General features: G+C 57.2%; 28 protein-coding genes and 1 riboswitch. Of the genes, 11 read left to right on the forward strand and 17 right to left on the reverse strand.

Annotated elements, in window-relative coordinates; genetic code table 11:
* Positions 1-16 precede the first annotated feature (16 nt).
* Positions 17-1,561, reverse strand: coding sequence for a TerC family protein (locus tag AC4PR2_RS00355; RefSeq protein WP_492174795.1), 1,545 nt, complete (start codon positions 1,559-1,561; stop codon positions 17-19).
* A gap of 562 nt (positions 1,562-2,123) precedes the next feature.
* Between AC4PR2_RS00355 and manX the strand changes: the two genes are divergently transcribed.
* The 5 genes from manX (at position 2,124) to mntP (ending at position 6,293) form a co-directional block, all read left to right on the forward strand.
* Positions 2,124-3,083 (forward strand): PTS mannose transporter subunit IIAB, encoded by a 960-nt coding sequence (manX, locus tag AC4PR2_RS00360; protein ID WP_033654424.1) that lies wholly within the window; start codon positions 2,124-2,126, stop codon positions 3,081-3,083.
* 55 nt (positions 3,084-3,138) lie between these two features.
* Positions 3,139-3,939 (forward strand): PTS mannose/fructose/sorbose transporter subunit IIC, encoded by an 801-nt coding sequence (locus AC4PR2_RS00365; RefSeq protein ID WP_033634888.1) that lies wholly within the window; start codon positions 3,139-3,141, stop codon positions 3,937-3,939.
* A 15-nt stretch (positions 3,940-3,954) separates the two neighbouring features.
* Positions 3,955-4,797, forward strand: coding sequence for a PTS mannose transporter subunit IID (locus AC4PR2_RS00370; protein WP_033634889.1), 843 nt, complete (start codon positions 3,955-3,957; stop codon positions 4,795-4,797).
* Between the two features lie 54 nt (positions 4,798-4,851).
* Positions 4,852-5,310 (forward strand): DUF986 family protein, encoded by a 459-nt coding sequence (locus AC4PR2_RS00375; RefSeq protein ID WP_070914699.1) that lies wholly within the window; start codon positions 4,852-4,854, stop codon positions 5,308-5,310.
* A 218-nt stretch (positions 5,311-5,528) separates the two neighbouring features.
* Positions 5,529-5,712: riboswitch (yybP-ykoY riboswitch) on the forward strand.
* A gap of 11 nt (positions 5,713-5,723) precedes the next feature.
* Positions 5,724-6,293, forward strand: coding sequence for a manganese efflux pump MntP (gene mntP, locus AC4PR2_RS00380; protein WP_004927615.1), 570 nt, complete (start codon positions 5,724-5,726; stop codon positions 6,291-6,293).
* A 64-nt stretch (positions 6,294-6,357) separates the two neighbouring features.
* On the opposite strand, the gene rlmA is transcribed toward mntP, so the two are convergent.
* On the reverse strand, positions 6,358-7,176 hold the full coding sequence (gene rlmA / locus AC4PR2_RS00385; protein WP_330112839.1) for a 23S rRNA (guanine(745)-N(1))-methyltransferase: 819 nt from the start codon (positions 7,174-7,176) through the stop codon (positions 6,358-6,360).
* A 161-nt stretch (positions 7,177-7,337) separates the two neighbouring features.
* Between rlmA and AC4PR2_RS00390 the strand changes: the two genes are divergently transcribed.
* Entirely contained in the window at positions 7,338-8,054 is a 717-nt protein-coding gene (locus AC4PR2_RS00390; RefSeq protein ID WP_330112840.1) for a purine nucleoside phosphorylase YfiH/LACC1 family protein, read from the forward strand.
* Positions 8,055-8,106: 52 nt separating this feature from the next.
* Here AC4PR2_RS00390 and cspE read toward each other — a convergent pair whose 3' ends face one another.
* The 4 genes from cspE to AC4PR2_RS00410 form a co-directional block, all read right to left on the reverse strand.
* Entirely contained in the window at positions 8,107-8,316 is a 210-nt protein-coding gene (gene cspE / locus AC4PR2_RS00395) for a transcription antiterminator/RNA stability regulator CspE (protein WP_002221949.1), read from the reverse strand.
* Positions 8,317-8,357: 41 nt separating this feature from the next.
* Complete coding sequence (locus AC4PR2_RS00400; protein WP_002211058.1) at positions 8,358-8,474, reverse strand: DUF2627 domain-containing protein; 117 nt, start codon at positions 8,472-8,474, stop codon at positions 8,358-8,360.
* 68 nt (positions 8,475-8,542) lie between these two features.
* Positions 8,543-8,710, reverse strand: coding sequence for a hypothetical protein (locus tag AC4PR2_RS00405; protein WP_154618193.1), 168 nt, complete (start codon positions 8,708-8,710; stop codon positions 8,543-8,545).
* A gap of 446 nt (positions 8,711-9,156) precedes the next feature.
* A complete protein-coding gene (locus AC4PR2_RS00410; RefSeq protein ID WP_197778677.1) occupies positions 9,157-10,191 on the reverse strand; it encodes an MBL fold metallo-hydrolase in 1,035 nt (344 codons plus the stop codon).
* A gap of 222 nt (positions 10,192-10,413) precedes the next feature.
* Between AC4PR2_RS00410 and AC4PR2_RS00415 the strand changes: the two genes are divergently transcribed.
* Complete coding sequence (locus tag AC4PR2_RS00415) at positions 10,414-10,704, forward strand: hypothetical protein (protein ID WP_044031054.1); 291 nt, start codon at positions 10,414-10,416, stop codon at positions 10,702-10,704.
* A gap of 47 nt (positions 10,705-10,751) precedes the next feature.
* Here AC4PR2_RS00415 and AC4PR2_RS00420 read toward each other — a convergent pair whose 3' ends face one another.
* The 3 genes from AC4PR2_RS00420 to AC4PR2_RS00430 form a co-directional block, all read right to left on the reverse strand.
* The gene (locus tag AC4PR2_RS00420; protein ID WP_492174802.1) at positions 10,752-12,113 is read right to left on the reverse strand and encodes an amino acid permease; all 1,362 of its coding nucleotides are present in this window, start codon (positions 12,111-12,113) and stop codon (positions 10,752-10,754) included.
* A 175-nt stretch (positions 12,114-12,288) separates the two neighbouring features.
* On the reverse strand, positions 12,289-12,525 hold the full coding sequence (locus AC4PR2_RS00425) for a DUF4060 family protein (protein WP_492174804.1): 237 nt from the start codon (positions 12,523-12,525) through the stop codon (positions 12,289-12,291).
* A gap of 74 nt (positions 12,526-12,599) precedes the next feature.
* A complete protein-coding gene (locus AC4PR2_RS00430) occupies positions 12,600-12,902 on the reverse strand; it encodes a phage protein NinX family protein (protein WP_038877055.1) in 303 nt (100 codons plus the stop codon).
* A 170-nt stretch (positions 12,903-13,072) separates the two neighbouring features.
* On the opposite strand from AC4PR2_RS00430, the gene fos reads away from it, so the two are divergent.
* Positions 13,073-13,480 carry a fosfomycin resistance glutathione transferase gene (gene fos, locus AC4PR2_RS00435; protein ID WP_038877053.1) on the forward strand — a complete coding sequence of 136 codons (408 nt, stop codon included), beginning with the start codon at positions 13,073-13,075 and terminating at the stop codon, positions 13,478-13,480.
* A gap of 39 nt (positions 13,481-13,519) precedes the next feature.
* On the opposite strand, the gene AC4PR2_RS00440 is transcribed toward fos, so the two are convergent.
* A complete protein-coding gene (locus AC4PR2_RS00440; RefSeq protein WP_060423990.1) occupies positions 13,520-13,798 on the reverse strand; it encodes a YebO family protein in 279 nt (92 codons plus the stop codon).
* An 81-nt stretch (positions 13,799-13,879) separates the two neighbouring features.
* Positions 13,880-14,023 carry a PhoP/PhoQ regulatory lipoprotein MgrB gene (gene mgrB, locus AC4PR2_RS00445; RefSeq protein WP_473829178.1) on the reverse strand — a complete coding sequence of 48 codons (144 nt, stop codon included), beginning with the start codon at positions 14,021-14,023 and terminating at the stop codon, positions 13,880-13,882.
* A gap of 176 nt (positions 14,024-14,199) precedes the next feature.
* Here mgrB and AC4PR2_RS00450 point away from each other — a divergent pair, with 176 nt between their 5' ends.
* Positions 14,200-14,433, forward strand: a complete 234-nt coding sequence (locus tag AC4PR2_RS00450) for a YobH family protein (RefSeq protein ID WP_038877047.1) — start codon at positions 14,200-14,202, stop codon at positions 14,431-14,433.
* Between the two features lie 40 nt (positions 14,434-14,473).
* Here the strand turns inward: AC4PR2_RS00450 and AC4PR2_RS00455 are convergent, their stop codons facing one another.
* Positions 14,474-14,713, reverse strand: a complete 240-nt coding sequence (locus tag AC4PR2_RS00455) for a DUF2766 family protein (RefSeq protein WP_025303170.1) — start codon at positions 14,711-14,713, stop codon at positions 14,474-14,476.
* A gap of 183 nt (positions 14,714-14,896) precedes the next feature.
* On the opposite strand from AC4PR2_RS00455, the gene AC4PR2_RS00460 reads away from it, so the two are divergent.
* Positions 14,897-15,109 (forward strand): YccJ family protein, encoded by a 213-nt coding sequence (locus tag AC4PR2_RS00460; protein ID WP_004927694.1) that lies wholly within the window; start codon positions 14,897-14,899, stop codon positions 15,107-15,109.
* A gap of 447 nt (positions 15,110-15,556) precedes the next feature.
* Positions 15,557-15,943 carry a helix-turn-helix domain-containing protein gene (locus AC4PR2_RS00465; RefSeq protein ID WP_004927697.1) on the forward strand — a complete coding sequence of 129 codons (387 nt, stop codon included), beginning with the start codon at positions 15,557-15,559 and terminating at the stop codon, positions 15,941-15,943.
* A gap of 21 nt (positions 15,944-15,964) precedes the next feature.
* On the opposite strand, the gene AC4PR2_RS00470 is transcribed toward AC4PR2_RS00465, so the two are convergent.
* The 5 genes from AC4PR2_RS00470 to lysM form a co-directional block, all read right to left on the reverse strand.
* Positions 15,965-16,312 (reverse strand): DUF1304 domain-containing protein, encoded by a 348-nt coding sequence (locus AC4PR2_RS00470; protein WP_337046662.1) that lies wholly within the window; start codon positions 16,310-16,312, stop codon positions 15,965-15,967.
* A 433-nt stretch (positions 16,313-16,745) separates the two neighbouring features.
* Positions 16,746-17,687: a pirin family protein gene (locus tag AC4PR2_RS00475; RefSeq protein ID WP_492174808.1), complete on the reverse strand. Its 942-nt coding sequence runs from the start codon at positions 17,685-17,687 to the stop codon at positions 16,746-16,748.
* A gap of 107 nt (positions 17,688-17,794) precedes the next feature.
* Complete coding sequence (locus AC4PR2_RS00480; protein WP_164491940.1) at positions 17,795-17,959, reverse strand: hypothetical protein; 165 nt, start codon at positions 17,957-17,959, stop codon at positions 17,795-17,797.
* A gap of 23 nt (positions 17,960-17,982) precedes the next feature.
* Entirely contained in the window at positions 17,983-18,216 is a 234-nt protein-coding gene (locus AC4PR2_RS00485; protein WP_148045862.1) for a hypothetical protein, read from the reverse strand.
* 186 nt (positions 18,217-18,402) lie between these two features.
* Positions 18,403-18,849, reverse strand: a complete 447-nt coding sequence (gene lysM / locus AC4PR2_RS00490; RefSeq protein WP_016927389.1) for a peptidoglycan-binding protein LysM — start codon at positions 18,847-18,849, stop codon at positions 18,403-18,405.
* Positions 18,850-18,899: the final 50 nt, after the last annotated feature.

The following is an 18,899-nucleotide window of genomic DNA, read 5'->3' on the forward strand; positions in this document are numbered from 1 at the left end:
GCCCCCGGCGGGAGGGTTACGCGTGCGCCGGATCGTCCAGGGCGACGCGGGTAACGCGCACCAGTTCGATACGGTATTCGGACACCTCAACGATATCGAAACGCAGGTGGTTCAGCTCGATGGTATCTCCCGCCACCGGCATCTGCCCGTAGTGGGCCAACAGCAGCCCCGCCAGGGTGGCGTAGTCGGCGGTGGGGCTGACCAGATCATCGCAGGCCAGCGCCTGTTCCAGCGAGTGCAGATCGGTTCCGCCCTTCACCAGCCAGCCGTCGCCTTCCGCCACGATGTCCGGCGTTTCGTCCTCGTCCGGGAATTCACCGGCAATCGCTTCCAGCACGTCCAGCGGCGTCACCAGCCCCTGCACGACGCCGAACTCATTGGTGACCACCACCAGACGCCCTTTGGCGCGACGCAGCACCGCCAGCAGCTTGATGACGTCCACGGTTTCCGGCACCACGATCGGCGGCGTGCGGGCGGCGAACTCGGCGATGTCTTCACCCTGCTCCAGCGCCACCAGCAGATCCTTGGCGCGTACCACGCCGACGATCTCATCCACCGAATCACGACACACCGGGAACAGGCTGTGCGGCGTATCCAGCAGCTGTGCGCGTACCTCCTCGCGGGAGCGCTCGCAGTCGACCCAGGAAATGTCGGTGCGCGGCGTCATCACGCTGCGCAATGAACGCGAGGCCAGCGTCAACACGCCGCTGATCATATAGCGCTCTTCCGCCGCAAAGGTTTCATCCCTCGGCAAGGCAACCGCATCGTCCGTCTGCTGTGTACGCTGCTGCCCCATCAGGCGCATGATCGCTTCCGCGGTGCGCTCGCGCATCGGGCGACGCGCTTGATGCTTGATGAAGTTGCGACGCGCGATCTGGTTGAACAATTCAATCAGGATCGAGAAGCCGATAGCCGCATACAGGTAGCCTTTAGGAATGTGCAAGCCGAAGCCTTCGGCGATCAGGCTCAAACCGATCATCAACAGGAAGCTCAGGCACAGCACCACGATGGTCGGGTGCGCGTTGACGAAGTTGGTCAACGGCTTCGACGCCAACAGCATCACCGCCATCGCGATCACCACCGCCGCCATCATCACCGGCAGATCGTTCACCATACCCACGGCGGTAATCACCGCATCGAGCGAAAACACCGCGTCAAGGATCACGATCTGCACCACCACCGCCCAGAACTTGGCGTAACCGCGGTTGGCGCCGTCCTGGTGCGTCTGCCCTTCCAGCCGTTCGTGCAGCTCCATGGTCGCCTTGAACAGCAGGAACACCCCGCCGAACAGCAGGATCAAATCGCGGCCGGAGAAGCTGAAATCGCCGACGCTGAACAGCGGCGTAGTCAGGGTTACCATCCAGGAGATCACCGACAGCAGGCCCAAACGCATCAGCAACGCCAGCGACAGGCCGATGATGCGCGCCTTATCGCGCTGCTTCGGCGGCAGTTTGTCGGCCAAAATGGCGATGAACACCAGGTTGTCGATGCCCAGCACGATTTCCAGCACCACCAACGTAAGCAACCCCGCCCAAATAGAGGGGTCCATTAAAAATTCCATATCAGACTCCAGAGAAAAGTGGGAATGCGCGCACGCCGCTCAGACGTGACGATGCCGCCGCTGCATGGGCGCAGTCGACAATAGCAAAGTGACGGGATGGGGTTACCGGGAGATGGCCGAAGGGCCGAACAGCATATGCAACGCCAGCAGGTGGCGGGTGAAACCTGGAAAAACAGTAACTTCGGTGACAGTCCATAGGGAGGGCTGAGGCCCTTCACTCCTTAGTGATGAAAGAGGAAATTACTGTATCAGGATTTTTCTGGGGGACAAAGCGGCTTTTTCAACGGCGGTTTAGCATGGCGCCGCGCCGTATCATCTGCGACAGCTAAGATTTCTCCGAGCATTCAATAACGGAGCAGCGTCACAAAAAATATTTTTTCACTCACTAAAATAAATGTCGCGTTCGTGAAGTATCACGCACAGGCATTTGAAACTGCGTGAGAAATGTTAGGCGTGCGTTTCTTTTTTTCTACCATAATGTATCTGAACCGCGGAAGTGACTGCCAAGACGGCGCGGAGAAACGACACAAACCGCGCCTGGAGTTCAACGAGGAGGTAGCGAGTGGCAATAGCTATTATCATCGGCACACACGGGGCTGCAGCGGAACAACTGCTGAAAACGGCGGAGATGCTATTGGGCGAGCAGGACAACGTCGCCTTTATAGACTTCGTTCCCGGTGAGAATGCCGAAACGTTAATCGTCAAGTACAACGAAAAAATCAGTGGGTTGGATACCAGCGGCGGCGTGCTGTTCCTGGTGGATACCTGGGGCGGCAGCCCCTTCAACGCCGCCAGCCGCATTGCGGTCGACAAAGAAAACTATGAGGTCGTCACCGGGGTCAACATTCCGATGCTGGTGGAAACCTTCATGGCGCGGGACGACAACCCCGCCTTCGATGAACTGGTGGCGCTGGCGTTGGAAACCGGCCGCGAAGGCGTGAAAGCGCTGAAAAAACCGCAGGAAGAACCCGCAAAACCCGCAGCACCCGTCGCCAAAGCCGCTGCCCCTCAGGCGCCGCTGGGGCCGAACGACCACATGAAAATCGGCCTGGCGCGCATCGATGACCGTTTGATTCACGGCCAGGTCGCCACCCGCTGGACCAAAGAAACCAACGTCAGCCGCATTATCGTCGTCAGCGATGAAGTCGCCGCCGACCATGTGCGCAAAACCCTGCTGACCCAGGTCGCCCCGCCGGGCGTCACCGCTCACGTGGTGGACGTGGCGAAGGCGATCCGCGTTTGGAACAACCCGAAGTACGCCAACGACCGCGTAATGCTGCTGTTTACCAACCCGACCGACGTCTTGCGTCTGGTGGAAGGCGGCGTGGATATTCAATCCGTCAATATCGGCGGCATGGCGTTCCGCCAGGGGAAAACCCAGGTGAACAACGCCGTTTCCGTCGATGAAAAAGATATCGAAGCGTTTAAGAAACTGAACGATCGCGGTATCGAGCTGGAGGTGCGTAAGGTCTCGTCCGACAGCCGGCTAAAAATGATGGACCTGATTAACAAACTCAATTAGTGGCGCCAGCCGCTGATTATTTTACTCAGAGCTTTTTGGTCATAGGAGAAGTGCAATGGAGATCACCACTCTTCAGATTGTGCTGATATTTATCGTTGCCTGTATCGCCGGGATGGGTTCCGTCCTCGACGAGTTTCAGTTCCACCGTCCGCTGGTCGCCTGTACCCTGATCGGCTTCATTCTCGGCGATATGAAAACCGGCATCATTATCGGCGGTACGCTGGAAATGATCGCCCTGGGCTGGATGAACATCGGTGCGGCTGTCGCGCCGGATGCCGCCCTGGCGTCCATCATCTCGACCATTCTGGTCATCGCCGGCGGGCAAAGCGTCGGCGCCGGTATCGCCCTGGCCATTCCGCTGGCGGCGGCCGGCCAGGTGTTGACCATCATCGTACGTACCCTCACCGTGGCCTTCCAGCACGCGGCGGACAGCGCGGCGGAGCGCGGCAGCCTGCGGGCCATCACCTGGATCCACATCGGTGCCCTGCTGCTGCAGGCGATGCGTATCGCCATTCCGGCGGTCATCGTCGCCATCTCGGTTGGCACCGCCGGGGTACACGCCCTGCTCAACTCGATCCCGGAAGTGGTCACCAGCGGCCTGAACATCGCCGGCGGCATGATCGTGGTGGTCGGTTACGCGATGGTGATTAACATGATGCGCGCCGGCTACCTGATGCCATTCTTCTACCTTGGTTTCGTGACCGCCGCCTTCACCAACTTCAACCTGGTGGCGCTCGGCGTCATCGGCGTGGTGATGGCCGTGCTGTATATCCAGCTCAGCCCGAAATACAACAAGTCTCAGGTTGTCCAGGCCGGCCCGGCTAATGCAAACGATCTTGATAACGAACTCGACTAGGAATAGGTGAGAGAAATGGTTGATACAACTGCTCAAAAGAAACTCACGCCGGCCGATATTCGCGGCGTATTCCTGCGCTCCAACCTGTTCCAGGGGTCGTGGAACTTCGAGCGCATGCAGGCGCTGGGTTTTTGCTTCTCGATGGTACCGGTGATCCGTCGCCTGTATCCGGAAAACAATGACGATCGCAAACAGGCGATCAAGCGCCACCTCGAGTTCTTCAACACCCACCCTTACGTGGCGGCGCCGGTGCTCGGCGTGACCATGGCGATGGAAGAGCAACGCGCCAACGGCGCGCCGATCGACGACGGTGCGATCAACGGCATCAAGGTCGGTCTGATGGGGCCATTGGCGGGCGTCGGTGACCCGATTTTCTGGGGCACCGTGCGGCCGGTGTTCGCCGCGCTCGGCGCCGGCATCGCCATGAGTGGCAGCCTGCTCGGGCCGATCCTGTTCTTCGTGCTGTTCAACCTGGTGCGCCTGCTGACCCGCTACTACGGCGTGGCCTACGGTTACCGTAAAGGGGTGGATATCGTCAACGACATGGGCGGCGGCTTCCTGCAAAAACTGACGGAAGGGGCGTCCATTCTCGGCCTGTTTGTTATGGGCGCCTTGGTCAACAAGTGGACGCACGTGAATATCCCGCTGGTGGTGTCCAAGATCACCGACCAGACCGGGCATACCAACGTCACCACGGTGCAGACCATCCTCGACCAGCTGATGCCGGGCCTGGTGCCACTGCTGCTGACCTTCGCCTGTATGTGGTTGCTGCGCAAAAAAGTCAATGCGCTGTGGATCATCATCGGCTTCTTCGTCATCGGTATCTTTGGCTATTGGATTGGCCTGCTGGGCCTGTAATCGTTCGAATCGGCCGGGGGGCAACCCCCGGCTTTTTTATGTGTGGAGCAAGAGATGTCACTGACCGACGCCGTACTGATGCTGTTTATCGCCCTGCTGTTGCTGTATTCGCTGTACGACGAATTCGGCATGGACCTGCTGAAAGGTAAAACGCGGCTGAAAGTGGCGCTCAAACGCCGCCATCGCCTCGACAGCCTGATTTTCGTCGGCCTGATCGCCATTCTGATTTACCGCAACGTCACCACCAACGGTGCGGTATTAACCACCTATTTGCTTATTTCTTTGGCGCTGCTCGCTATCTATGTTTCTTATATTCGCGCTCCCAAGATGGTGTTTAAAGCGCACGGATTTTTCTTCGCGAACGTGTTTGTCGAATATAACCGCATTAAAGCCATGAATTTATCGGAGGATGGCATTCTGGCCGTCGACCTGGAACAGCGCCGGCTGTTGGTTCAGGTGACGCACCTGGATGACCTGGAGAAGATTTACCACTTTTTCATTGATAATCAATAGATAAAGAAAAACTCATTTTACTTTCGCTCAAACCTTGCGCTGCTTGTGGATAATTAATCGGCAGCGCCATTTTCACTCTGACTATTATTTCCGCAACATTGTTACCCACGTCTACATTATATTCCCGCATGAACTTAGATTAATGAAAACGAGTCTCAATTAAGAGCGAACATGACTCTAGAATAAAGTTGTCGATGGCAGAAATAATATGGTATGGTTGCGCCGTCATTGGGGAGTAGCCGGTTTCTGGAGAATAAAACGCCAGAAACGCCCGTATCAACATACTCGTTTCGCCGTATGAAACGTGGTGCGGGCAGCCAGGTAAGGTTGGCGAGACCATAGACACGTAACTCCGTCGTTTGGTTGGGGGTGGGTTACGTGTATATGGAGCCACCCGGCCGAGGCTATTTCACATGAACCTTTCAGCAACACTCATTCTCGCTTTTGGCATGTCCATGGATGCTTTCGCCGCTTCGATCGGCAAAGGTGCCAGCCTGCATCAACCCCGTTTCCGCGAAGCGATCCGCACCGGCCTGATCTTCGGCGTGGTCGAAGCGATCACCCCGCTCATCGGTTGGGCCATCGGTCTGTTCGCCAGCCAATACATCATGGAATGGGACCACTGGGTCGCCTTCTCCCTGCTGTTCATTCTCGGCATGCGCATGATCGTCGAAGGGGTGCGCAACAGGCCCGATGAAGAAGAGAAGGTCAAACGCCACGGCTTCTGGATCTTGGTGGCCACCGCTATCGCCACCAGCCTCGACGCGATGGCTATCGGCGTCGGCCTGGCCTTCCTGCAGGTGAATATCGTGCATACCGCCATGGCCATCGGCTGCGCCACCATGATCATGGCGACGCTGGGCATGATGATTGGCCGCTTTATCGGCCCGCTGCTGGGCAAACGCGCCGAGATCCTCGGCGGCGTGGTGCTGATCGGTATCGGCGTCAACATTCTGCTGGAGCACCTCGGCTACCTGGCCTGAGGCGCTCACTCTGCAAAAAAACCTGCCGCGGCAGGTTTTTTTGTTTCTGGGCTCACTGCGCCTGTTAAGCACGGCGTCGGTACAGCGCCAACGCGAAATCCGTTTCGCACACGAACTCGCCGCCATCCGCCAGCCGCTGCTGCACCTCCGGCGTAGCACGCCAGGCGAACGGTGTCATCTGCAGCAGGTTGGCGGCCTGCGCGCCCGGCAGGGTCATCGTATAGGCCAACGCCTCTTTACGCTCGCACTCGAAACCGTCGAACTGTTCGTCCTGTTCGGCATGCAGCTGCACCTGCTGGTAGACCTGCTCTTTCAACTGGTACAGATGACGCGGGCCCGGCGAGACCGTCACCACCACGCCACCCGGCTTCACCACCCGCGCCAGCTCCTCTGCCTTGCAAGGCGCATAAATGCGCAAGACCGCATCCAGCGCCCCATCGGCGAACGGCAGACGGTGGCTGGAGGCGACGCAGAACGAGACCGCAGGATAACGTTTGGCGGCGTAGCGGATCGCTACCTTGGCGACGTCCAGCCCATAGACCGCCATATTGCGCGCCTGCGCCAGCCGTGCGGCCACGGCGGCGGTGTAATACCCTTCCCCACAGCCTATGTCCAACAACGCGCCAGCATCGGCCGCCAGCGCCAAATCCAGCCACTCGGCCACCTGCTGCTGCAGCGGTTGATAATAACCGCCGTCGAGAAACGCGCGCCGTGCCTGCATCATTTCCGCGCTGTCTCCCGGCTGCTTCGATCGCTTGTGCTGCACCGGCAGCAGATTGACGTAGCCTTCTTTGGCTTGATCGAACTGATGATTGCCGTCGCAACGCCAGTATTGTGATGAAAAATGCAGCGGTTGATGACACAGAGGGCATTGATAAGACATGAATGGGCTTCCAGAAAGACAGGGCGCGGCTAGTCTAAAGAAGGCGTCGGCTCGATGCAAGGCGCATCCCCGCTCGCTTTCGCCGCCAACAACGCCTGGTCAAGCGGGGAAACAACTGGCTACACTGAGAGTCTGTTTTCTCACGCAGGTGAAAATAACTTATGAGCGATCGTTCCGCGCTGCTCGATGCGGTGCCCCACATTCAGCACGGCTTCGGCAGCAAACTCGCGCTGCTGCCCGGGCATCTGCTGCCCTACAGCGCCACGCTACCGGAAAAGAAGCAGGTGCACGGCATCCGTATCGTCGACGTGCTGCAACCGGCGCAGGCGTGCGGCGAGGCCGATGGTTTCTATACCCGCCAGCCCGGCATTCTGCTCAGCGTACTGACGGCGGACTGTCTGCCGGTGCTGTTCAGCCGCCGCGACGGGGGCGCCATCGCTGTGGCTCATGCCGGCTGGCGCGGTTTACTGGACGGCATTCTGGAACAGATGGCAGCGCGCATTCGCCAGGATGGCAACACCGCCGATTGGGTGGCCTCTATCGGCCCTGCCGCCGGCCCGTGCTGCTACGAAGTCGATGAAGCGCTGGTGGAAAATTTTAAACAGCGCCTGCCGCTGCCCGCCACGCTGATCAGCCCACATTACCGGCATCTGGATCTGGCCGCGATTGCCGAATACAAGCTGGCGGCGCTCGGCTTCGCCGCCGTTGACCGCGCAGGCAGCTGCACCATCTGCACGCCGGACGTCGACCCACAGCGGCCACAGCGCTTCAAATACACCAGCTATCGCCGCAACAGCCACCGGCGCGCGCAGGATCCGACGCATCCGGGGATCAAAGGCCGCAACCAGTACGCCGGCATCATCATCGCCGCCGGATGACGGAAACGAAAAAGCCCGCTCGAAGGCGGGCTTTTTGTACAGCTGACGCTGATTAGATAGCAGTAACGTTTACTGCAGATGGGCCTTTCTGGCCATCTTGGATTTCGAACTCAACGTTCTGGCCTTCAGCCAGGGTTTTGAAGCCGTTACCCTGGATTGCAGAGAAGTGTACGAACACGTCTTTGCTGCCGTCAGCCGGGGTGATGAAACCGAAACCTTTAGACTCGTTGAACCACTTAACTTGACCTTTGATCTTTGCCATCTTGAGTATTTCCTTTGGATTGTTTAAACCGCCCGAGGGCGTTACATAGACAAACTAGAGTCGTTACTGCTTGAGGCACTAAGATAAGGATCGGCAGAGAAGCGGTATTCAACGCTAACGTCTTTACTCAGAACTTCTTTACTGAAAATGCCACACATATACAGAACTGTACCTCGTTTTACCCAGATGCGTTATCACATACTCTGTATGCGATGGCAAGCCATTTTTAATCACTGAACGACATGTCGCACATATTTGAAACGGTCGAGAGCCACATTTGCTTAAATAGGCCAAAAGATGTTGAAGCATCGGCTATTTTCTGCTTGCCAAACTGGCTGCGCCAGACCCCGCATTCTGATAGCGTTTTAACAAAACTTTCATCGTTTTGACGCATCTCCTTCTCGACGTTTTCGCTTTTTCGTCGCTTATAGCGTTAAAAAATTTGAATCTTTATGGAATGTCATATGCAACATTTGAATATCGATGAACGGGGGCCAATTTATTCAATGCTCCTCCGACCTTTTACCGTCGGAAAGCGCATTCACCATCGGCCTTCAGCCCTGTCACCGCACGGCATGCGCCAGAGCGTGATGAGAGCCGGCAACCGCGCTGACACGCCGACCAACGGCTGCATAAGCATGCAACGTCCTGATGCCTCCCCCGCTGGCCGGTGGCTTCATCCTAAATAATCCGAAAACCCTAAATCTGAATAACCGGAATAACCTTATGAATAGCGAAAGTGCGGCATTGAATTAAATCCGGAAAATCGGGTGGTTATTTGGATCCCACCCCGCACTTATCAATTTTGCTAATTACTGCCACGCTTTCAAACCGTTGATCTTATTCTTTCCTCTCTACCACCGGGTGGATAGACAACGCTTGCTGCGAGTCCTGCAACGCGATGCGCTCGCCAATCTTCAGCGGATGGAATTGATGCTGTTCCAGCCCCGCCTCGCTCAGCGCCAGGTTCAGTTGCTGCGGCGGTTCGTCCAGCGATTCATCCGCCAGTTCGAATACCCCCCAATGGATGGGAATGGCTCGCGGCTGATTCAGCTCGCGATACAGCGCCACCGACTGCTGCGGATCCATATGTTGCTCCTGCATGAACCAGCGCGGCGCATAGGCGCCAATGGGCAGTGCCGCCACGTCGAACGGGCCCAACCGTTGACCGATTTCCGCCAACCGCGCCGAATAGCCGCTGTCGCCGGAAAAATAGAACCGCAGCGCCGGATGATGGATCACCCAACCGCACCACAGCGAGCGATTGCGATCCCACAACGTGCGCATGCTCCAGTGCCGCGCCGGCGTGGCGTAGACCGTCAGCTCACCTAACGACAGGCTCTGCCACCAGTCCAGCTCATGCACCTTCAGCCGATAACGGCGGAACCAACGCTTCAAGCCGAGCGGCACGATAAACTCGGCCTGTGGGAAGCGCCGCGCCAGCTGCCGCACCGTGCGCCTGTCGAGATGGTCATAATGATTATGGGAGATCAGCACCGCATCCACCGCCGGCAATTGCTCCACCGTCAGCGGCGCCGGCGTTCTGCGCTTCGGCCCGTAGAAGCTCAGCGGCGAGGCGCGTTCGGACAACACCGGATCGATCAAGATATAGCGGCCACCCAGCCGCAATAGCATGGATGCATGCCCCAGCCACCAGATGCTGTCATCGCTGCCGCTGAGATCGGCGGGTTGCCACCAGCGTTCGGTAAATTGCGCGTAGCCCTGCTGCGGCGGCCTGGGCAGCCCCTGCCGCTTGCGCTCATCCTGCCAACGCTGCAGGTCGCCCTCCTGGCGCTGCGAGGGTTCCGGATTGCGAAATCCCTCCGGCGTGTGATGCGCCTTGGCCGCGTCGTAATAACGATTGATTCTCTTCATCCAGCCCCTTCTCCTGACCGCTGCGCCCCCTGCATGGGCGTGACTTTCAGTGTAACAAACCCAACGAGACTCGCACTTCGTCAGCCGTGCGCTGCATTGCGGGACCTTTTGCCGTATGCTGTTGTCTCACTCCGGTGAGACAGCCAGGGCCGCCAAGAGCCCGTTAAGACTCTCTTAAGATCTTTGTGATTGACTTGTAGGGCATACAGAAAAGGAGAAGTTATGAGTCGTTCTACATCCCGCAAATCAGGCATCGGCCTGGGGCGCCGTATTCGCAGCGCGCTGCTGGCGCAGAAGCAATACTGGAAAATGTATTTCGCCATGAAGCTGCGCCGTCTGCGCGTACCGGCGCCACTGGTTCTGCTGGGCGGTTCGCTGCTCGGGTTTTTCATGCTGACCCTGCTGATGCTCAGCGTGGTCGCCATCGACGTGATCAGCACTCTGCTGCTGCTGTGCCGGAAACTGCTGGGGCGGGGTCACGGTGAGGGGCGCGCCTTTATGCCGCGCGGCTGACGTAGAAAAGAAGCGGAGGCGCAGACTACGCCTCCGCCGCATACCGATTAGCGCTTGGCGCCTTTACGGCGCGTCAGCATAAACCCGCACCACAGCACCGCAATCCACACCGGCATCAGCAACACCGAAATGCGGATCCCTTCGCTGAAATACATAATCACCAGAATCAGGCCGAGGAACGCCAGGCACAGGTAGTTGCCGAACGGATACCACAGCGCCTTAAAGCTGGGGATGACGCCCTGGCGATTCTTGGCGGCGCGGAATTTCAGGTGCGCCAGGCAAATCATCACCCAGTTTATCACCAACGTTGACACCACCAGCGCCATCAGCAGCTCAAACGCCTTGCCGGGCATCAGGTAGTTGATCAGCACGCCAATCGAGGTAATCAACGCCGACAGCGCGATGGACAATACCGGCACGCCGCGTTTATTCACGCGCGTCAGCGCCTGCGGCGCATTGCCCTGGCTGGCCAGCCCGAACAGCATGCGGCTGTTGGCGTAAACGCCGCTGTTGTAGACCGACAGCGCGGCGGTCAACACCACCACGTTGAGCACGGTCGCCACCAGATTGCTGTTCAGCGCATGGAAGATCAGTACGAACGGGCTACCGCCCTCCACCACTTGCCCCCATGGATAGAGCGACAGCAGCACGGTCAGCGAGCCGATATAGAAGATCAGAATGCGGTACACCACCTGATTGGTGGCTTTGGGAATGCTGCGGCGCGGATCGGCGGCTTCCGCCGCGGTGATGCCGACCATTTCCAGCCCGCCGAACGAGAACATGATGACCGCCATCGCCATCACCAGCCCGGAGAAGCCATGCGGCATAAAGCCGCCCTGCTGCCACAGGTTGGTGATGCTGGCCTGCGGGCCGCCGTTCCCGCTGACCAACAGCCAGGCGCCGAACACGATCATGCCGACAATCGCCACCACTTTGATGATGGCGAACCAGAACTCGGTTTCGCCGTACAGACGCACGTTCACCAGATTAATCAGGTTGATCAGCACGAAAAACAGCGCGGCAGAGGCCCAGGTGGGGATTTCCGGCCACCAGTACTGAATGTAGATGCCGACGGCGGTCAATTCCGCCATGCCGACCAGAATGAACATTGCCCAGTAGTTCCAGCCGGAAAGGAAGCCGGCGAAGTCGCCCCAATATTTATAGGCAAAGTGGCTGAAAGATCCGGCGACCGGCTCCTCCACCACCATTTCGCCCAGCTGGCGCATGATTAAAAACGCGATAAAACCGCCGATGGCGTAGCCCAACAGCACGGCGGGGCCGGCCATTTTAATGGTTTGCGCAATGCCGAGAAATAAACAGGTACCGATGGCGCCCCCGAGGGCAATAAGCTGTATGTGTCTGTTTTTTAAACCGCGTTTTAGCGGAGTGTCCTGATGCTGACCGCCCATCTTATCCTCATATGGCGTACACCCTTGCCGTTATCGGCCAAGATTTCACCAATCAATAAATGTATCTGCGGGCGGCTTTTTAACACTTAACCCCGTGAGCATCAAGGAGAAGCGCCCCGAGACGGCGGGCCGGAGCGCGATTTTTTTACCGTGAGAAAGCGAATAAGGGCGGCGTTTAGCCGGGCATTCCGCACAGTTTGGTCAGGTTGCGCGCGCCGATCATCAGCGTGGCGACATAAGATTGGCTACGCGTGACCACTTCCACCGCCACGCGATCGTTTTGATATTTTATCAGGTAGGTCGAGGGCAAGCCCTGACGGCGCTGGCCGAAGCTTTCGGCATGACGATCGATCGCCGCATGGGCAATCACCAGATGAGACAAGTTTTTATCACCTTTGATAATGCGCTTCATAAACAGCCTCCGCCAACGACAGCTCTGTTATTAGAAAAAGGAGAAACTCATACCAATCACCGGTATTGTTCGAATCAGTTAGCCTGCCGGCTCATCAGGAAGCAGATCATCGCCGCGCGCAGCGGGCTGACGCTGTCCGCCTGCCATTCACCGCCCTGGGTGCTCATGCGCGCCTGCCATTGCGGGCTGTCGCTTTGGTTATCGGGGTTCAGACTGATTTTGTTGGCGCAAATGATCGGCCAGGCATCGGAGGGATTCTTGCAGTAATCTTTACCTTTCACACCACCGTAGGGATACCACTTGTCCGGGTTCTCCCCGGTCAGCAGCGCGATGCTGCGGTTCACTTCGGCATCGCTTTCTTCGTACCATTTAATCATCGGCTTTATCCATCTTTCGTAAGGTTCGCGCTACATTACGATGTCTGTACGACAGTTTTATGACAGCGCCGCCGGTTTTCACATTATCTCTACTAATGCTTTGCCCCCTTTATCTTTCCTTAGCGCCTGCGTACACTTTTCCCTCTGTTCAGCGCCCAGGAAATGCATGCATGTTGACCGGCCTCAATCACCTGACGCTCGCCGTCAGCGATCTCGATCGCAGCTTCGAATTTTATCGTCATCTGTTGGGGTTTACCCCGCACGCCCGCTGGCAGGGCGGCGCTTATCTCTCGTTGGGGGCGTTGTGGCTGTGTCTGTCGCGGGATGAGGCCCGGGCGCAACAAAGCGCGCGCGATTACACCCATTACGCCTTCAGCGTAGCGCCGGAACACATTGAGCAGGTCAGCGAGCGGCTGCGCCAGAACGGCGTCAAAGAGTGGAAGAGCAATCGCAGCGAAGGCGAATCGCTCTATTTTCTCGATCCTGACGGGCACCAGTTGGAGATCCATGCCGGCGATCTGGCCAGCCGCCTGGCGGCATGCCGGGAAAAACCGTATCAGGGCATGGTGTTTTACTGAGGCGCCCCGGCGGCGCTGCCGCCGGCCGGAGCATCAAGCTTAACGTTCGGGGATAAAACCTTTGAAATCCAGCGCGGGGCTGAGATCGTCGTCGTCAGCAGCATCGCCGCCATCAGCGCGTGCACGGTGCGCCAGGCGTTTCAACAGCGCCGTTTGTTGGCGTTGTTGCTCGGCAATCTCCTGCAGCAGACGAATCTGCTCGTTGGCGCGCACGCTGGCGCGGTTCACCAGAAACCAAACCCACAGCCCAACCAGCAACGCCACGGCGGCGAGGGCCAGCGACAACAGGCCGTTCTGGCCAAAACCTAAATCGTACATGGACAACCCTATCTACTGCGACATTCAGGCCACCATCTTAACACTCGCGGCGGCCGTGCGAACATCCCTGCCAAAAATTGCTTACCAGGGCACGAAGCGCGTTACCGAGCAGATGCCCAGCGAAAAGTTTCCGCCATCGTCGCAATAACTGTCCAGCGCCAACAGGTAGAAAAACAGGCAGGCAGCGACGGCCGTCATTATCACGAGGATTTTTTTTCGCAACAAATTTAGCAGCCTCATTGTTATCTGGGTAATCTATCGCGCATGTTATCACAGCGAAGTTAAACGAAGTTTAACTTGTCGTTTAGATTTCTGGCTATCGCCCGGTTTTCAGACTGTTACCCTTGCCGTCATGCCGTTGTCGTGGCTAGATGGGCCCTCAGGGACAATGAGGAAGCACAATGAGCAGATTGATTAAGTGGGTACTGGTGTTGGCGGTCATTTACGGCGGCTTTTTGATCTCGGGTTACGGCGTGCTGATAGGCAGCAACAAGAACGTTGGCGGGTTGGGATTGCAGTGCAAATACCTGACGGCGCGCAACGTGGCGATCGCCCAGTACGTCAATGGCGACAACGGTTTCATCGGCGTAGCCGACTGCCCGCTGTTCAAGAAAATCGAAACGGTGGTGGATTAACCGCCACCGCCCGACGCCGCCGCCCTGCGGCGGCCCCGCCTCAGCTGCGGGTGAACTTCATCTCGATCAGCGCAATCGCCTTGTCAATCGCGCGGCGAGTCACCGGATCGGCGCCTGCAGGATGCGTGGAGAAATCGATGCTTTTAAGCTGACCCGCCATCTTGTCACGCACTTCGGTAGGCGCAATCACGTCGATAACGTCCAGAATCTGTTTGATGACCAGTTGGCAAGCGACCAGATCGGAAGCCAGTTCCTGCTCGTTGCTCAGCATGTCAGACATAATAATTTTCCTCTTGATTCAAACGCCGCACAGAATAGCACGCCGCCTGCACCATTGCCCGCTCTCCCCGCCTTTTTCCCCCTTCTGCGCACCACCGGGCAAAAGCCCGCGGCGGATTAGCCTATACTTGCAGCATGACGGTGGCAAAAACCACCCGTAAGCCACAACCAACAGGAGAAAGTTATGGCGAATCACAATGTGAAATCCTGGGCGACAGTGCGTGAAACTTCGGTGGAAATCGCCGAAGCTATTTTTGAACTGGCAGGGAACGACGAAGTGTTGGCACAGAAGATCTGGGAAGAAGGCAGCGACGAAGCGTTGGAGAAGGCCTTTGCCAAAACCACCGCCGATCAGCTTTATTGGGGAGAGGAAACCGTCGAGCGGAAAAACGTTTGAGCGGCTACGCAACAAAAAGCCCGGGTTTCTGACCCAGGCTTTCCCGATTCGCGATCGCCCCGCTCAGCGGCGTGCAATGTCTCTTGCTCTCACGGTTCTTCACCTCCCACACCTTCCGCATTTTTCATGCTCATCACCGGCATCGCCATAAAAGCACCGACGCCCACGATTACAACCAGAGTAATAATCACTGTCATTAACATGCGATCACCCCATCAACGTTGAGTTGTTACGGCTGACTCTGTTTTGGCGGTTACTTGCTGTGGCCTTTTCCGCGTAACCCACCGCGGCGGCGACAGTCTCAGATTAGCCGTTTTTCCTTTCTACTGACAAGCTGTGGTTGAACGGTTTTTCCGAATAATTGCCCCCCGTCACCGGCGGCGTTTTTGTCCGCGGCGGCAAGTTGTGTATACTTCACCGCTATGTAGATCTCACACTGACGCACTGATGATACAAGAACACCATCTCTCATTGGTCTGCGCCCTCAGCAAATGGGTCGAAACTCACCTTGGACGAGTGATCCATCTCGAAGAGCTGGCCGAGTACTCCGGCTACTCGCTGTGGCACATGCAGAAGCTGTTCAAAGAAGCGACAGGGATTTCGCTGGGCAAATACATTCGCGAACGCCGTCTGGCCGGCGCGGTTTACCAACTGCGCAGCAGTGAAGCGTCGATCTTCGATATCGCCCTGGACTTTGGCTTCGGCTCACAGTCCCACTTCACCTACATGTTCAGAAAGCGTTTTAATATCACGCCTTATGATTTCCGCCAGGATTTGAGCGTCGATCTGCACATCGACCCGCCGTTGCACGTCATTCACCAAAAATCCGCCTGACGCCCGCCGTAAACCGGCGGGTTAACGCGCCCCCCATACCGCCAGCATCGCGATCAAGGCCGGCAGCGCCTGCACCCACAGGATCTTGCGGCTGGCGGTCAGCCCGCCGAACCCCCCGGCCGCCAACACGCACCCGAGAAAGAACAGCTGCAGCGCCATGTCCTCACGCCAGTAGCCCCATACCAGCCCCAGCGCCAGAAAACCGTTGTACAGCCCCTGATTGGCGGCCAACACCCGCGTGGCCGCGGCAAACTCCGCCGTTGTACCGAAGGCGCGTCTGCCGAGCGGCGCACGCCACAGGAACATTTCCAGCACCAGGATATAAAGATGGAGCACCGCGATGAGCAACAGCAAAATATCGGCAAACAGCTTCATGATTGTCCCTATCGCTTATTGAAGATGTCATTAAGTATAATCGCGTAGCCTCTATCGCCAGACAACGGCGATAAAAAAACCCGCCGAAGCGGGTTTATGCAGGAGTCATTTTTTGAGGTTAGTTTAATACGGCGACCAACAATGCCGCGACAGAGACCCAAAACAGCGCCGTGGCAATCACGACATGGGACAGTCTTGCACGATAGAGTACCTGGCTCATAATGACCTCACTGACATCTGACTAACGGGAGACAACCTGACTTCCTGAGGATTATCCTAAACTTCTTCTCATTGTCATTATATGCGCCAGATCACTGTTCTGCCGATAAACCTTATTCTGTGGTAAAGCTGGAGCCGCGATCACAGTAATTTCGCCTTATTAGAGCGAAATAAGCCGAATAATCGCGGCGATTATATCCTAACGCTATCAAACATCGCCCCAGGGCAGGCGCGGCGCGGTCATCCGCTCGCCGGAATAACCGCTCACCGGCGGAAAACGCGGCGCCGCTTGTTCCCAATCATGCTGGGCCCGAGTAATTTCAGCCTTGGTATGACCAACGAAATTCCACCAGATAAGAATCTCTTCGTTTAACGGCGCGCCACCAATTAATAATCCCCGGCTGCCTTTCCGTGCATTTAACTCGATAGAGTTATTCTTCATGCCCAAATAGGCAAACTCGTCAGGTGAAAAGGTTTCACCATTAAGTTCGAATTCTCCCATCAGCGGCAAGAAGCCGATTTCATAGTCATCGCGCAGCGGCAATTGCACCGTCGCCGCTTCCTGCCATTCCATATCTATGGCGATCAATGGCGAAAGGGTAAATACCGGCGAACGATAAGCGTCAAATTCGCCGACCAGCAAACGGTGATTCACGCCGTTATTCTGCCACTGCGGCAAGTCGGGATAATGATCGAAACGCGGTGCCATGTCGGCATGTTCGGCCGGCAACGCTATCCATAATTGTGCGGCATGCAATCGCCGCGGTTCGCCCACCGACTGTTCAGTATGTGCGATCCCGTGCCCAGCGGTCATCAGATTGACCTGGCCCGGACGGATCACCTGCTCGCTGCCGAGGCTGTCGCGGTGCAGCACTTCGCCTTCGATCATCCAGGTGAACGTTTGCAGACCGATGTGCGGATGCGGCCCCACATCCATGCCGGGCGAGGTACCGTTGAATACCGTCGGCCCGGCGTGATCGAGAAAGCACCAGGCACCGACGGTACGCCTTTCCCGGGTTGGCAGCGCGCGGTTGATCGGAATGCCCCCCACTTCGGCGTTACGCACGGCAATACGCTGGATCTGGCGCACGCCGTCAACGACGGGGCACTCGCGTGAGGGTGAAGAGAGCGTAGGACGGGACTGACTCATCGCAAAGACCTCCTGAATGGCGCCGATTCGCCAAGGGATAACCGTCCCAGCTTAACACAGGACAGCTCACCTCACAGATCGGCGGCGCTCAGGCGCATTCGCGCGGATTAGGACGCTTTGATATAGCAGCTTTTGATGTCAACATCGTCGTGCGCGTGCCTGAGATCGGAGAAATAGGTCACGCCAAAGAGAATTGATACCACCAGCAGCACGGAAACCAACAGGCCGATAATCGCCAGCAGTTTGGTTTCATCATGGAGATTAGGCTCCATTTTATCTCCCCTAGTTAATCGCGTCAGGTCACCCACAGCGTGACCGCCAGCGTAAAGATAATCAGTGAGCAGGACGCCACCGCCAACACGACGATAGCAAATTGCGCATCACCCAAGGTTTCTCGATAGTTTTTATCCGTTGAGGCGTTACGCTGTTGTTTCACTAAATCGGTTTTCACTCGTTCAACTGCTGCATTGCTGTTTGGCGGGGCAAAAGGCCCCTCAGTATAAGGCGTTAACGTTGCCGCCTTGGGCATTCCGGCCTCAACCGGGGCATGACGCTATCAACTTTCCCCATCAGGGTCAACACCGCACCTGCCGGCGAGCGAGCGGGTACACAGGGTAGATGTAACCGACATTGATCTAGCAGGGGAATAAGAGACGGCGATTACAGAGGACAAAAAAAAGCCCGGTACGCAACCGGGCTCTGGCAGAGCGACAGATTATTGCGGGATACGCAATACCTGCCCCGGATAGATCTTGTCCGGGCTCGACAGCATCGGCTTGTTGGCTTCGAAAATCTTGTTGTACAGATTGGCGTTGCCGTACATCTCTTTGGAGATCGCGCTCAGCGTATCGCCCTTCTTCACGGTGTAGAAACGGCTCTCGGCGTCGGATTGCGCCACCGCCACCTTGTCTTCCACGCCGCTGATGCCGGCCACGTTGCCGATCGCCACCAGGATCTTCTCTTTCAGCTCCTGGCTGACGGCATCGCCGGTCACTACGGCTTTACCATCGACCACCTGCACATCGACTTTGTCGGTGCCTGGCAGGCCGCTCTTATCGAGATGCTCCTTGAGTTTGGCGCTTTGATCTTCGGCGGAGGCATTGCCGGTGACTGTGTCCCACAGTTTTTCGCCCGCTTCTTTGACGAAGTTAAACAAGCCCATATTCACTCCTTTTGATGGTTGCACTGATGCATTGAAGTAAGGCTTGTTAA

The organism is Serratia sp. A07 (genome assembly GCF_058725505.1).

Bases quoted from the DNA above. Each gene is read 5' to 3' on its own strand.
- AC4PR2_RS00465 (WP_004927697.1), top strand. From the start codon at position 15,557: ATGATACAAGAACACCATCTCTCATTGGTCTGCGCCCTCAGCAAATGG.
- AC4PR2_RS00375 (WP_070914699.1), top strand. From the start codon at position 4,852: ATGTCACTGACCGACGCCGTACTGATGCTGTTTATCGCCCTGCTGTTG.
- AC4PR2_RS00480 (WP_164491940.1), bottom strand. From the start codon at position 17,959: ATGGAGCCTAATCTCCATGATGAAACCAAACTGCTGGCGATTATCGGC.
- AC4PR2_RS00410 (WP_197778677.1), bottom strand. From the start codon at position 10,191: ATGAAGAGAATCAATCGTTATTACGACGCGGCCAAGGCGCATCACACG.
- AC4PR2_RS00455 (WP_025303170.1), bottom strand. From the start codon at position 14,713: ATGTCTGACATGCTGAGCAACGAGCAGGAACTGGCTTCCGATCTGGTC.
- cspE (WP_002221949.1), bottom strand. From the start codon at position 8,316: ATGGCAAAGATCAAAGGTCAAGTTAAGTGGTTCAACGAGTCTAAAGGT.
- AC4PR2_RS00415 (WP_044031054.1), top strand. From the start codon at position 10,414: ATGAGTCGTTCTACATCCCGCAAATCAGGCATCGGCCTGGGGCGCCGT.
- AC4PR2_RS00390 (WP_330112840.1), top strand. From the start codon at position 7,338: ATGAGCGATCGTTCCGCGCTGCTCGATGCGGTGCCCCACATTCAGCAC.
- AC4PR2_RS00430 (WP_038877055.1), bottom strand. From the start codon at position 12,902: ATGATTAAATGGTACGAAGAAAGCGATGCCGAAGTGAACCGCAGCATC.
- AC4PR2_RS00370 (WP_033634889.1), top strand. From the start codon at position 3,955: ATGGTTGATACAACTGCTCAAAAGAAACTCACGCCGGCCGATATTCGC.
- AC4PR2_RS00440 (WP_060423990.1), bottom strand. From the start codon at position 13,798: ATGTACGATTTAGGTTTTGGCCAGAACGGCCTGTTGTCGCTGGCCCTC.
- AC4PR2_RS00485 (WP_148045862.1), bottom strand. From the start codon at position 18,216: ATGCCCAAGGCGGCAACGTTAACGCCTTATACTGAGGGGCCTTTTGCC.
- lysM (WP_016927389.1), bottom strand. From the start codon at position 18,849: ATGGGCTTGTTTAACTTCGTCAAAGAAGCGGGCGAAAAACTGTGGGAC.
- AC4PR2_RS00420 (WP_492174802.1), bottom strand. From the start codon at position 12,113: ATGGGCGGTCAGCATCAGGACACTCCGCTAAAACGCGGTTTAAAAAAC.
- AC4PR2_RS00365 (WP_033634888.1), top strand. From the start codon at position 3,139: ATGGAGATCACCACTCTTCAGATTGTGCTGATATTTATCGTTGCCTGT.
- AC4PR2_RS00450 (WP_038877047.1), top strand. From the start codon at position 14,200: ATGAGCAGATTGATTAAGTGGGTACTGGTGTTGGCGGTCATTTACGGC.
- AC4PR2_RS00425 (WP_492174804.1), bottom strand. From the start codon at position 12,525: ATGAAGCGCATTATCAAAGGTGATAAAAACTTGTCTCATCTGGTGATT.
- fos (WP_038877053.1), top strand. From the start codon at position 13,073: ATGTTGACCGGCCTCAATCACCTGACGCTCGCCGTCAGCGATCTCGAT.
- AC4PR2_RS00475 (WP_492174808.1), bottom strand. From the start codon at position 17,687: ATGAGTCAGTCCCGTCCTACGCTCTCTTCACCCTCACGCGAGTGCCCC.
- mntP (WP_004927615.1), top strand. From the start codon at position 5,724: ATGAACCTTTCAGCAACACTCATTCTCGCTTTTGGCATGTCCATGGAT.
- AC4PR2_RS00405 (WP_154618193.1), bottom strand. From the start codon at position 8,710: ATGCGTCAAAACGATGAAAGTTTTGTTAAAACGCTATCAGAATGCGGG.
- AC4PR2_RS00400 (WP_002211058.1), bottom strand. From the start codon at position 8,474: ATGTGTGGCATTTTCAGTAAAGAAGTTCTGAGTAAAGACGTTAGCGTT.
- AC4PR2_RS00460 (WP_004927694.1), top strand. From the start codon at position 14,897: ATGGCGAATCACAATGTGAAATCCTGGGCGACAGTGCGTGAAACTTCG.
- AC4PR2_RS00355 (WP_492174795.1), bottom strand. From the start codon at position 1,561: ATGGAATTTTTAATGGACCCCTCTATTTGGGCGGGGTTGCTTACGTTG.
- rlmA (WP_330112839.1), bottom strand. From the start codon at position 7,176: ATGTCTTATCAATGCCCTCTGTGTCATCAACCGCTGCATTTTTCATCA.